General features: G+C 34.9%; 12 protein-coding genes. 5 read left to right on the top strand and 7 right to left on the bottom strand.

Going from position 1 to position 12828, the window contains the following annotated elements; translation table 11 throughout:
* Positions 1–9: 9 nt before the first annotated feature.
* A complete protein-coding gene (locus PC_RS00115) occupies positions 10–618 on the top strand; it encodes a peroxiredoxin (protein ID WP_039355713.1) in 609 nt (202 codons plus the stop codon).
* A 118-nt stretch (positions 619–736) separates the two neighbouring features.
* Here PC_RS00115 and PC_RS00110 read toward each other — a convergent pair whose 3' ends face one another.
* Entirely contained in the window at positions 737–1654 is a 918-nt protein-coding gene (locus tag PC_RS00110; RefSeq protein WP_011174573.1) for a phosphatidylserine decarboxylase, read from the bottom strand.
* 131 nt (positions 1655–1785) lie between these two features.
* On the opposite strand from PC_RS00110, the gene mnmE reads away from it, so the two are divergent.
* Both mnmE and nth read left to right on the top strand, forming a co-directional pair.
* The gene (mnmE, locus tag PC_RS00105) at positions 1786–3162 is read left to right on the top strand and encodes a tRNA uridine-5-carboxymethylaminomethyl(34) synthesis GTPase MnmE (protein ID WP_011174572.1); all 1377 of its coding nucleotides are present in this window, start codon (positions 1786–1788) and stop codon (positions 3160–3162) included.
* Positions 3159–3788, top strand: coding sequence for an endonuclease III (gene nth, locus PC_RS00100; protein ID WP_044044595.1), 630 nt, complete (start codon positions 3159–3161; stop codon positions 3786–3788). Before mnmE ends, nth begins: the two co-directional genes overlap by 4 nt.
* 22 nt (positions 3789–3810) lie before the next feature.
* On the opposite strand, the gene ruvA is transcribed toward nth, so the two are convergent.
* The 3 genes from ruvA to PC_RS00085 are packed head-to-tail and all read right to left on the bottom strand — an operon-like array spanning position 3811 to position 6635.
* The gene (ruvA, locus tag PC_RS00095; protein ID WP_011174570.1) at positions 3811–4416 is read right to left on the bottom strand and encodes a Holliday junction branch migration protein RuvA; all 606 of its coding nucleotides are present in this window, start codon (positions 4414–4416) and stop codon (positions 3811–3813) included.
* A gap of 18 nt (positions 4417–4434) precedes the next feature.
* Complete coding sequence (gene ruvC / locus PC_RS00090) at positions 4435–4941, bottom strand: crossover junction endodeoxyribonuclease RuvC (RefSeq protein WP_011174569.1); 507 nt, start codon at positions 4939–4941, stop codon at positions 4435–4437.
* Positions 4938–6635, bottom strand: a complete 1698-nt coding sequence (locus PC_RS00085) for a coiled-coil domain-containing protein (protein WP_044044592.1) — start codon at positions 6633–6635, stop codon at positions 4938–4940. The genes ruvC and PC_RS00085 overlap by 4 nt, the downstream gene beginning before the upstream one ends.
* A 314-nt stretch (positions 6636–6949) precedes the next feature.
* Here PC_RS00085 and waaF point away from each other — a divergent pair, with 314 nt between their 5' ends.
* Together waaF and PC_RS00075 are read left to right on the top strand one after the other, a co-directional pair.
* The gene (waaF, locus tag PC_RS00080; protein WP_011174567.1) at positions 6950–7999 is read left to right on the top strand and encodes a lipopolysaccharide heptosyltransferase II; all 1050 of its coding nucleotides are present in this window, start codon (positions 6950–6952) and stop codon (positions 7997–7999) included.
* Positions 8000–8457: 458 nt separating this feature from the next.
* Entirely contained in the window at positions 8458–9789 is a 1332-nt protein-coding gene (locus PC_RS00075; RefSeq protein WP_011174566.1) for a UTP--glucose-1-phosphate uridylyltransferase, read from the top strand.
* Positions 9790–9963: 174 nt separating this feature from the next.
* Here the strand turns inward: PC_RS00075 and PC_RS00070 are convergent, their stop codons facing one another.
* Genes PC_RS00070 through PC_RS00060 form a run of 3 tightly spaced genes read right to left on the bottom strand, consistent with a single transcriptional unit; the run spans position 9964 to position 12567 of the window.
* Entirely contained in the window at positions 9964–10740 is a 777-nt protein-coding gene (locus PC_RS00070; RefSeq protein ID WP_011174565.1) for an ABC transporter permease, read from the bottom strand.
* Entirely contained in the window at positions 10737–11528 is a 792-nt protein-coding gene (locus tag PC_RS00065) for an ABC transporter ATP-binding protein (RefSeq protein WP_011174564.1), read from the bottom strand. Before PC_RS00065 ends, PC_RS00070 begins: the two co-directional genes overlap by 4 nt.
* A complete protein-coding gene (locus PC_RS00060; RefSeq protein ID WP_044044586.1) occupies positions 11515–12567 on the bottom strand; it encodes an ABC transporter substrate-binding protein in 1053 nt (350 codons plus the stop codon). The genes PC_RS00065 and PC_RS00060 overlap by 14 nt, the downstream gene beginning before the upstream one ends.
* Positions 12568–12828 lie beyond the last annotated feature (261 nt).

Genomic DNA, 12828 nt, shown 5'->3' with positions numbered 1-12828 from the left:
GAGGTGATTATGGGATTATTAGTTGGCAAACATGCTCCAGATTTTAAAGCAAAAGCCGTCGTGAATGGTCAAATTGTAAACGATTTTTCTCTGTTACACTTCAGAGGACAAAATGTCATTTTATTTTTTTACCCTTTAGATTTTACTTTTGTTTGCCCAACAGAACTACATGCATTTCAAGAAAAACTTGAAGAATTTGAAAAAAGAAATGCACAAATAATTGGATGCTCTGTTGACAGCTGTTATAGCCATTTAGCGTGGTTGAATACCCCTAAAAGTAAAGGAGGAATTGAAGGTATCGATTACCCTCTAATTTCCGATCTAAACAAAACCATTGCACATGATTATGATGTGTTAATTCCTCATGAAGGCATTGCTTTCCGTGGCCTATTTTTAATTGATAAAGAAGGAATTGTCCGTCATCAAGTTATCAATGATTTACCCTTGGGACGCTCAGTTGATGAGGCGCTTCGTATTTTAGATGCTCTTCTTTATTTCGAAAAAAATGGAGAAGTCTGTCCAGCGAATTGGCAGCACGGCCAAAAGGCTTTTAAACCTTCTAATGAAGGGTTAGAAGAATATTTTGCGACTGTTCCTGTTAGTCGTCCAAAAATCTAAAAAATAATAACCTCTTTCTTTTACAACTCAGAAAAACCCAGCATTCGAGTTTTTCTGGGTTATTTTCAAGGAAATTGGACGCTTTAAAATTCAAATCTCTTTACAGAGTTTTGTATCCTTAAAACTTCTGAATAAGAGTTCCCATTTGCTGTCCCATCAAACAGCGTATTTCATAACCAGATTGGGTGGCATCTAACAAGTCTTGATCAAATCGAATCCTTCCTTTTTGAAATAATAAAATTAACGAAGATCCTCCAAATTCAAAGTATCCCTTTTCATCGCCTTTTAAAGCAGGTTGAAATGGACAATAGGTTTGTTGAATGCTACCTACATTTGTCGCTCCAATTTCTAAATAAAGAATTTTTCCAAAATGTGTGGTTGCTAACTCGCAAATAGTGCGTTTATTTTGTGTAAAAATATTGAGATTTTTTTTAATCGCTAAAGGGTTGACAGAGTAAAGATATCCATTAAGTAGCCGCGTTTCGCCTGGGATACAGTCACAGGGGAAATGAAATCGATGATAATCTGAGGGACAAAGTCGGACAATCACCATACTTCCTCCCTGATATTTCTGAGCTAACTCTTTATTTTCTAATAGCGAAGCTAAACTAAACTTTTTGCCTTTTACAATAAATCCATCAACTTGATCTATATCTTGATAAAAGTAATAGCGTCCATCAGCAGGCATAGAAACGATTTTCTCTCCTAGTGCAATAGGGCGGAACTCGGGCTTTAAACGACGAATAAAAAAGTCATTAAATGATTTAAAATGGGTTAGAGGCATTAAAAATTCTGAAATATTTACATCAAAATTTTTGATAAAGGGTAGAATTTTTTTTACACTAGAAGGGCGTTTTTGTAAAAGTCCGTAACAATGAGAAATAAAAGGCCATTTTGCCAATGGAGGTAAAAGAAAAGGTTGTATTAAGCGACTTAGTTTGCTATCTCCATAAAGAAAACGAATGACAGCTCCTTTGTAAACTTTTTCAATTTGTTTTTTTCCCGTTAAACGATCCACGTAAATAATGTCAGACATGGCGCCCACTCCTCAACTTATGCAAATAATTCGATGCTAATTGATAATCAAATAGATGCATCAAAAATAGATTTAATATAACATATTTCTCATTGTTATATCAAGAATCACAAATACAAATTTAAAGCATCATGGAATTTATTCATCAACCCTATTACCCAGGTGAAACAATTGCAGCAATTGCAACCCCTCCAGGTGAGGGAGGAGTAGCGATTATCCGCATTTCAGGCGATCAATCTCTTGAAGTAGCTGCTAAAATTTTTTCAGGCCCCATTTTCAGCTATCGCTCACATACTGCACATTACGGGCAAATTTATAATTCATCAGGCGAACATGTCGATGATGTTTTGGTCCTTATAATGCTTGGTAAACGCTCTTATACAGGAGAAAATACTGTAGAAATTCATTGTCACGGAGGAAGTTTAATTACTCGCAAAGTTTTAGAAGTCGTTTTAGCAGCCGGAGCTCGAGCAGCATTGCCTGGTGAATTTACTTTTAAAGCTTACATGAATGGTAAAATTGATTTAGCTCAAGCCGAAGCTGTTCAAGAACTCATTTGTGCAAAAAATGAAAAAGCCCTAGGCGCGGCAGAAAGTCAACTAAAAGGTTCTTTATCAAACCGGGTATTGGCCTTTCAATCAACCTTAACTCAAATTGCAGCGATTTTAGAAGCCTGGGTTGACTTTCCTGAAGAAGGATTAGAATTTGCCACCATGGATGAATTGGATCAAGACTTAGAAAGGACTGCTAAAGACATGGAAAAGTTAGTGAATTCTTTTCACAATGGAAAAATTTTACATGATGGCCTTTCTATTTGCTTGATTGGATGCCCAAATGTAGGTAAGTCTTCTTTGATGAACGCTCTGCTAGATAAGGATCGAGCTATTGTTTCCCCCATTCCTGGCACCACTCGAGATGTTTTAGAAGACCATCTACGTCTGAATGGACTACACATCAAATTGAGTGATACGGCAGGGATTAGAGAAGCTAATGAAAGCGTTGAACAAGAAGGCATTCGTCGTTCTAAAAAAGCTATGCAAGAAGCCGATTTAATTTTACTCGTTTTAGATGCGCATAAAGGATTGGAAAAAGAAGATCAGGAATTATTAAAACAAGTCCCTTTTCATAAAACAATCGTCATTTGGAATAAAATTGATCTCAATCCAAGAAATCTTCCTTGCTTAGAGGTTCCTTTTCTTGTTCATTTATCTGCTAAAGAAAAAATAGGATTAGAAGAGCTGCATCAAACAATTGATACCATTATTTGGCAAGATGGCCCTCCTTCCAAAGAAGAAATCCTTATTACAAATGTTAGACATAAAGAAGCTCTTATCGAATCGATTGAATCTTTAAGACGTGTAAAAATAGGTCTTCGACATCAAGTTTCACCTGAATTTCTAACTTTAGATATGCGCCAATCTTTATTAGAACTCGGGAAAATCATTGGAACTAATATCTCTGAAGATATTCTATCAGCAATTTTTTCTAAATTTTGTATAGGAAAATGAATAAGCATACAATAGCAAAAAATATTCAGCGTATTCTCAATGAACTTTACCCAGCTCCTGCAGTTCCTTTAAGTCATCATGACAGCTATACCTTACTTATCGCTGTTCTTTTATCCGCTCATTGCACCGATGCACGAGTTAATAAAGTAACCCCTATTTTATTTAAAAAAGCAAGCACTCCCCAAGAAATGGTGAAACTATCCATTAATGAAATTGAATCTATTATCCATTCATGTGGACTCGGATTTCGTAAAGCGACAAATATCTGGGAACTTTCGGATCGGCTAATCAAAGATTATGAAGGAAAAGTTCCGGCTTCATTTGAAGCATTAGAGTCGCTACCTGGGGTCGGACATAAAACAGCTTCTGTCGTCATGTCTCAAGCATTTCAGGAAGCCGCTTTCCCTGTGGATACTCATATTCACCGTTGCGCTCGAAGATGGGGATTAAGCAATGGGAAAAATGTTAAACAAACAGAAAAAGATTTAAAATCTCTTTTTCCCAAAAAAGATTGGACTCGTCTTCATTTACAAATCATTTATTTTGCAAGAGAACATTGTCAAGCCCGCTCACATCAAACTCCCATTTGCCCTATTTGTTCTTGGATAGTAGAAAATCCAATTTGATATCCTAGGCATAAGCTCCAATTCATACGTGTTTCAAAGCAACGGTAATTAATTGAGCTAAGTCAATTTCTTCTGGAAGTTCTTTCATCCCTTGTTTAATCGCTTTTTGGGCTGTGGTTTGATTATAACCAAGATTTATAAGGGCCAACATGGCATCTTGAACAGATTTGGATTTGGGATCTTGCGTTAAAGGCTCTATATGATCAGACGTATCTAAATGCCCAATGGCAGCTAACTTATCTTTTAATTCTACAATTAAACGCTCCGCAGTTTTCTTGCCAACACCTGGGACACGGCAGAGTGTAGATAAATCTTGTCGCATAACAGCTATTTGAAGCTCGCTCATCGAAAGATGTCCGATTAAGCTTAAAGCCATCTTAGGACCAATACCTGTAACATTCATTAAAATTTCAAAAATATCGCGTTCTTGGTAACTTAAAAATCCATAAAGCGTGTGAGAAAATTCTCTAACTACATAAGTGGTATAAAATTGAACTGGCTCCCCAATTTGGGGAAGTTGCCCTAATAGGCGACAAGGGATAAAAAGTAAATATCCTACACCATGAACATCAACAATAGCTTGAGAAGGATTGAAAAAAGCTAATACTCCTTTTATATATGCAAACATAGTATTTAATTTAGCTCCTCAAGTTTCATATTGACTTTGTTTTAAAATGGGCATTTGTGCATGGCAAATAGCTAATGCCAAAGCATCTGCAGCATCTTCTGGCGTTGGAGGAATTGATAGATTAAGTAACCTCTGAACCATGCCTTGAACTTGATATTTGCTTGCTCTTCCTGTCCCAACAACAGCTAATTTAGCTTTTGAGGGAGCATATTCATAAATAGGAATTCCTCTTTTTTTAGCAGCAATCATGATAACACCTCTTGCCATTCCCAATTTCATAGCACTTTGAACATTTTTAGAAACGTATTGTGTTTCCACAACGACAGCATGAGGCTGATGTTGATCGATTAACTGTTCAACTCCTTGACATATGACTAAATAACGCTCAGACAATTTATAATGAGAAGGAGGGCGAATACAACCGTAATCGACAGGAACATACTGATGGCCTTCAATGCGAATGACTCCAAAACCAGTTATTTTTGTCCCAGGGTCTAATCCTAAAATAATAACTTGATTGCTCATGAAAGGGAATTTGGTTTTGGTTTATCTTGCCTAAATTTCATACCAAACAAATCATATTTTTCTTCGTCTTCTTGGCTTGGATGTTGAACGGACTCGGGCTGTTCTTCTTCACTATTATTTTGTTGATTTGACTTATCTACTAATTCTTGCATGGTGTGTAAAAAATTCTGAGAGGAAGGTCCACCCATGAAATTCCCTAAATTGGCGATAAGGTTTTGCATTTGTTGGTGTTTCTCTTCAATTTTCTTCAATTTCTTAACGCAATTTTCACTTTCTTGCCATTTGTCATACATGCAAAAGTATTTTTCTTCCCATTTAGAAACTTGGCTTTCAGTGCTTTTTAAAGCATCATGTAATTGTTCTTGAAGTTTTTTCTCTTGTTTTTGAGAAATTCCTAAACTAGCCTGAAGCTGATTAATTTGAATTTTGAAGTTTTCGTTATTTTGAGAAATTTCTTCTAACACTCTTTGTTGACCTTCAACTTTTTCAGATAAAATAGCCGCTTCTTTCAATTTTTTTGCTAAATGTTGCTGAGCAATTTTAAAGCGAGTTTCGCTTTCATTCACTAAATGATTCATTTCATGTAGATGTGTTTCTTGGTTTTCTTTATCACGCAATAACTGAAAAATTTGCCCTTCTTTTTCCGACAATATTTGATTTTTTTCTTTCAAAAGCTCACTAAAACGTATGACTTCTTGTTCAGATTTTACACGAATATCTAACGCCTCTTCTAAACTTTCATTCAGTTGGTTCCATTCTTCTTTCAACAGCTCATATTTTTCTTGAATCTGCATTTTTTCTTGAGAAGAAAGTTCCATTTGAAATAAACGTTCTTTTAATTGTTCCTGTTTTTCAAGTGTGTGATTTAATAAATTTTCTTTTTCCTTTAGACACTCCTCAAGCTCTTTTTTACTTTGATTCAAGTCTGGAATTTGGATTTGAAAAGCCGCTAAATTAGAAGATTGATGCTCCAATTCTATTTGCAATTGTTTAATTTGATGTTCAAGTTTGACTTTTTCATTTAAAACTTCGACATAATGCGTCTCTAAAGCCTTTGTATCATAATTACCTTGCTTGAGAGTTTGTTTAATTTCTTCTAGTTCTAAGCGAAGTTGGTAGGAAACAGTATGAGAAGCAATCACTTCTGTTTGATGTTCGGCAATTTCTCGTTGCGATAATAAGTGCTTAAGATGTTGAATTTCTTGCTCATATTTTTGATAATTTTTTGAAGCTAGGGCTTGCATTTCTTGAGTTCTTAAATTCGACTCGCTTAATTCTTCGCGCAGGCGCTCTGTTTCTTTACCACTAGCTTCCTCCTCTCTTTGATTCGAATGAATAATTTGCATTTTATTCGACGCATGAACAGCCTGATCGTTTTGAAATCTTAATTCTTCTTGAGTTTGTTGAAGAAGATTTCTAAGAGAAATAAATTGGTCTCTTAAAGCATCTAATTCTTCATCATGATTACTTTGCAATTTTTTAAATTTTGCACTAGATTGAAGTAATTGTTCTTTTAATGATTGACTTATTTTTTCCTGGCTAAACAATTGGTTTTGAAGTTTTTTTATCTCTTTTTCACTTTGTTGTTTAAGCGTAACTAATAATCTTTTCAAATGCAAAATTTGTGCAGCCTCGTTTAAAGAGTTAACTTCATTAGAGGAAGAGTCAGAAGAATCATGATCTTTTGTTTGCATAAGTTTTGCCAAAGAGATATCTCTAAAATTAAAGTGAATTTAGCTGTAAAGATAAGAGTTTAGCCTTAGAAGATCAATGGTTTTTGTATGTTTAACCCATGATAAAAATAAATCTATAAATTCAAATTGCTAAATAAAAATTTTGATTTGAATAGCATAGCTGCAATGGAGTTTTTCACGTTTAATTGGCTAATGGCCTTTTTGAAAATGATTCATCATAGTCACATTTTAAAGCAGGTTTCGAAATTTATTTCTGTTTTTTGATATAAGTAAGACTTTAAAATTCGTCGCTTGAATTAAAAAGGAAAATCGCTTTGTCAAAAAAAAATTTTTTATCTTTAAATCCGCAAAACATCATTATTCGTATGCCTAATTGGCTAGGAGATCTGGTGATGGCAACACCTATCCTTGCTGACTTAAAAAACTATTGGCCCCATGCAAAATTAACAGTCGTCTGCCAAGGATTATTGGGAGCTGTCATTGAACATGATCCACATATCCACCATGTTATTTCCTTTGAACGTTCTAAAAGTTGGAAGCAATCACAAAAATGCAATGAAAATTTGTTAATTTCTTTGAAGAAAGGAAATTATGATTTAGGTATTTTACTCACAAATTCATTTTCTTCTGCTTGGAAATTTTGGCAGGGAAACGTTAAAAATAAAATCGGATATTCTACACATTGGCGTAGTTGGTTGCTTGATCATGCCATCCCTTTTTCACCTAATTATACTCAACAACATCTTGTTGTAACCTATAAACAGTTATTAGAGCCTCTGGGTATTTCGCTCTCTAATAACTCCCCAACGCTTTACCTCACAAAAAAAGAATTAGAGAATACTCAACAACAATTGATTTCTCATAGGGTTGAACCTCAAGATCTAATCATTGGCATCAATCCTGGAGCTGCCTACGGGTCAGCAAAATGTTGGTTACCTGAAAGGTTTAAAGATCTCACAGAAAAATTATTAACCAATCCTCGTACAAAAATTTTATTTTTTGGAGATAAAACAGGAACTCCTCTCGTCAATGAAATTTGCCAAGGGTTGCCAGACCGCGTCATTAATTTGGCTAGTAAAACTTCTATCAGAGAATTAATGGCCTATATCAAGCTTTGCCATGTCTTTTTAACAAATGACAGTGGACCTATGCATGTAGCTGCTGCTTTAAATACTCCTCTTATTGCTTTATTTGGATCCACAAGTGATATCGCAACAGGCCCCTATCAAGGAGGAACGGTCATCCATAAGCATGTTCCTTGTTCACCCTGTTATCGAAGAGAATGCCCCATTGATTTTCGGTGTATGAAACGCATTGAAGTCGAGGAAGTTTATCAGTCAATTTGTTCTTATCTTCCTCTTTAATTCATCAGCGAAGTTAAATTTTACGAATCTAACCTTTTAATTTTTTTTGCAGATTTATCGGTTAAATTGGCTAAAAAAATTAATTAAATTACAGTAATGGAGTATTCGTAATCTCAGTAAATAATTCGATTAAACTAGCAATCATTTTAGTCTAATTTCCCGCCATTTTCAAAAAAGGGTGTTCATACGTTTTGAAAAAAATTTGGATATTTAAAAAATATAGATAAATTTACAGAGCACAGTCAGTAAAGTATAACCAAAACTGTCATTGGAAGCATTTAACTAAATATTTATTCGTTGAATAAGCTATTTAATAGAAATCTGGCCTAGTTTTAATTTTCATCAATCTATGAAATAACCGGCAGTTTACAAATTCCTGTTTTAATTTTCTTAACAATTGGTATAACTATCTTGAATTAGAAACTAGATCTTTTATTTCAATAAAATTTTCTTCAATCATGCTAGCAAAAAAAGCAAATGATCCTCTTCTAAAATTTTGGACTCTCTTATCAAAACAAGAACAACAAAATTTAACGCTTCAAATAAAACAAATTAATCGCACTCTTCTCGATCAACAAATAGCTTTAATTAACCCATCTAAATCAGTTGATTCTTTTATTGAACCATTTAAAGATTATGCGTTTGCAGGAAATGAAAAGCTGCAATTAAAAGGTAAGCAACTCCTTCAAAACGGAAAGATGGGGTGTATTGTTCTCGCAGGTGGGCAAGGAACCAGGCTTTGTTTTGAAGGCCCTAAAGGACTTTTTCCTGTTTCTGTTATTAAGCATAAGTCATTATTTCAACTTTTAGCAGAAAAAACTGTTGCCGCGAGTAAACAAGTTAACTTTCCTTTATCTCTCGCCATTATGACTTCACCAAAAAATGATCAAGCAACTAAACAGTTTTTTGTTGAAAATGACTATTGGGGTTTATCTAAAGGTCAAATTTCATTTTTTTGCCAAAGTACCCTCCCTTTGCTAAATGCAGAAGGGTCTCTATTTTTAGAAACCAAAAGCCGTATAGCCGAAGGGCCTAATGGCAATGGGCATTGTCTACATGATTTTTATCAATCGGGCTTATACGACGTATGGAAACAACGGGGTATTGAATACATTAATATTATCTTAGTGGATAATCCATTGGCAGATCCATTTGATGCAGAATTACTTGGTTTCCATCATCAACAAAAAGCTGAAATTACTATTAAATGTACTGAAAAGCACGAACCTCAAGAAAAAGTCGGAATTCTTGTTAAAGAAAATCACCGAGTAAAAGTGATTGAATATTCTGAATTACCTGATCAGCATAAAAATGCTAGCGAAGCTAACGGTCGTCTTCAATACTGTTGTGCAAATTTAAGCTTATTTTGTTTTTCCATGTCTTTTATTGAAAATACGCTCCCAAATCACCCCTTTTTGCCTCTACATAAAGCTTGGAAAGCAGCAAAATTTGTGAACGAGCAAGGAGTTACTACACTGTCTTCCCATCCCATCGCTTGGAAATTTGAAACTTTCATTTTTGATTGGTTACAATATTCTAAAAAAGTTTTCGCTTTATTATATCCACGTCACCACTGTTTTGCTCCTTTAAAAAACTTTCAAGGAAATGACTCATTAGAATCTGTTCAAAAAGCACTTATCTATCGTGAAAAAGAAATTTTAAAGTCGATTACGGGTTTAGAACCTTCTTCAAACTTAATAGAATTAGCAGCTGATTTTTACTATCCGACAGCAGATTTATTAAATAAATGGAAAAATCGTTTAGCAAAAACCTTGTATGTAGAACCTTAAAAAAGGTGGCAAAATTAGTTTTTTAGTGCACAAAAATTTCATCTATACAAAGCAAAACTTTTGCTAATCATTAACAGACTTGAATTGGAAGCTCGAAAGTACTGCATAGATAGAAAAATAGAAATTTTCTTCTTTTCTGTGCTCTAACATTAAAATATTAAATTTTATGTTATTTTAACGCTTAGTATGCGTTCCCCATTTTTCATGCATGAAAACTTCTAAAGGGGAAAATACCACTTTATCAACAAGTAAGCCAACAGCAATAATTACAAACATCACTCCAATGACTGCATCCATAGCGTGAAGCTCTCGGCCATAGTGCAATAAATTACCCAATCCAAAACCTGTTAAAATGGTAATATAAATTTCTGCAGCCATTAAGGATCGCCAAGCAAAAGCCCATCCCTGCTTCATTCCGCTAATAATAAATGGCAACGCTGCGGGCACAATTACTTTAAACCAAGTGTGAAAGCCTTGAGATCCTAATGTGCGTGCCGCTCTGACATAAAGAGGAGGAACATTTTTAACCCCTGCATCAGTTGCTAAAGCGATAGACCATATAGATCCCATAATAACAATAAAAAACATCGCTTTTTCTGTTTGGCCAAACCACAATATGGCTAAAGGTGCCCAACAAACGCTGGGAAGCGTTTGCAAGCCAAGTGCTAAAAAACCAATTGTATCTTCAAATAGTTGAAAACGAGCATTTAACAGCCCTATAGGAATTCCCACTAATAATCCGACAAGGTATCCTTGAATAAGTCTTTTTAAAGTAACATAGCTCGCTGAAATTAATGTGCCATCTTGTAAGGAACTAATTAAATAGTGCAGTACTTGAAGAGGCGAAGGAACTAAAACAGGTGACCAAATTTCAGCGTAAACGAGTAATTGCCATAGGACAGTTAAAGTTAAAAAAAATAAACTAGCATGAAAGATTCTTTGTAAATTCATATTCTTTCTATTAAAGGCATTTGATTTTTTAATATATGCGTAATTTCACTAGCAAATTGGGCTACTTCTATACTTCGAATATCTCTAGAACGTGGTAATCGAATAAAAAATTCTTGTTGAATACGTCCTGGATGGGAAGAAAATAAAAATAACTTATCCCCTAGACAAACCGCCTCCGCAACGTTGTGTGTAACAAAAACAATTGTTTTCTTTTGTTGTTCCCAAATTCTTTGGATATCTTCGTAAAGTTGTTCCCTTGTAAATGCGTCTAAAGCAGCAAAAGGCTCATCCATTAAAAGGATATGGGGATCTGGAGCTAAAGAACGTGCTAAAGCAACGCGTTGTTTCATTCCTCCTGATAATTCATGTGTGTGTGCGTAAGCAAACTTATCTAGGCCAACCAATTTTAAATAACTATGAGCCAATTCTTTTCTTTCTTTTGCTGTCAGTCCGGGCTTTAATTTTAATCCAAATAAAACATTGTCAATCACATTTAACCACGGAAAAAGAGCTGACTCTTGAAACATCACTAATCGATCACTCCCAGGTCCGGTAATTTCTTTACCTTCGCAATAAATCTTGCCTTGATCAGGAAATTCTAATCCTGCAATTAAATTTAATAACGTACTTTTACCGCAACCTGAAGGCCCTACTAAACAGACAAATTCTCCAACATTTACGCTTAATGAAACACGCTCAAGAGCTTGCACATTTCCCGATTTCGCTTTAAATGTTTTACTAACATTATCGATAATGATTTCTGCAAGGGTGAGTTCAACTTCTGTCATGAATTAAACCTTTGGAGTGATCAATTTCTTCCAATACCTCAGCAAGAAGGCGAAGATCATACAATCCTTTAAGTTGGGGCTGTTGCTTAAAAAAACCAATCTCATAAGCCCAGTTAGCATAGCGATATAGAGAAGCTTGAATAGGTGCATACGTTAATTCGATTTTTTCCCAAGCCCGATCTATAATTTCTTTCGCTAAATTTCTAAATACTTCTTTTTTTAATTCTTGGTTAAAAAAAACTTTAGCTTGCTCACTGTTTTCCTGAATCCACTCCGTTAATTTAATATGAGCTAAAATCCACTTTTTGACTAAATCTGGCCGATTTTGTAAAAAATTTTCAGTACTAACTAAATGCGTCGTGACATACTTTCCACCAGTTTGCTTCCAAAGAGAACTTTCTTCTAAAAAAACCTCTCCTTTAGCTTCTTCAACCAATCGGCTTGCCCAAGGTTCAACTGCCCAAGCAGCATCTAAATCTCCTTGGTGAAAAAGGGTGAATTGATCCACATTTTCCATTGGAATAACCGTGACCTGTCCCCCAAATAAGTTAAATTCAAAACCATTCGAATAGAGCCAAGCCCTAGCTGCCACATCTTGAGTATTCCCTAACTGAGGAGTCGCAATTATTTTTCCTTGAAAATCTGAAATTTTTTTAATTCGATTCGATTGAATAATCAATGAAGCACCCCCGCTGCAAGAACCACAAACAACGCGAATTGTTTTTCCCTTTGCTTTCAGGTAAGCATTAATTGTTGGACTCGGGCCTACATATGTTAAATCTAATGAATCTGCAAACAGAGCTTCCATTGCACTCGATCCCGCTTGATAAACATACCATTGAATCTCTACATCCGGACCTAAAAAGCTTTCAAACCATCCTCTTTGTTCTCGACTTAACCCATGACCAATGACAGCTTGCGCATGAGTGATGGTCGCAAAATGTCCCACTCGTATGACTGTTTTTTCTTTTAAATGTTCCTGAGCAAAAAGCTTAAAATAACACATTAAGCAGAAGCAAAGAATAGAAACTACCTGCATGGCGAACAACCTATGTTTTATTCCAACACAACAAATTTTCACGCTCGTTGGACGATGCGATCTAGTTCGTTACCATACCCAATTCAAGAATTTTTCCTCTAATTTTTATGAAGCTGTCAACCATTAGCCTGAATGCAAAGGGTTTATATCTCAAAAATCTAAGTTTTTAAAAGTTTAAAACTAAAATCTCAAATTAATTAATTATTTAAAGCATTTTGGCATGCTTTTTTCATTCAATTTAAAATAAAATCTATTTTTATA

Source organism: Candidatus Protochlamydia amoebophila UWE25, from assembly GCF_000011565.2.
Lineage (GTDB): Bacteria > Chlamydiota > Chlamydiia > Chlamydiales > Parachlamydiaceae > Protochlamydia > Protochlamydia amoebophila.
Note: the sequence above shows the minus strand (reverse complement) of the source record. Positions and strands in the feature narration are given on the sequence as shown.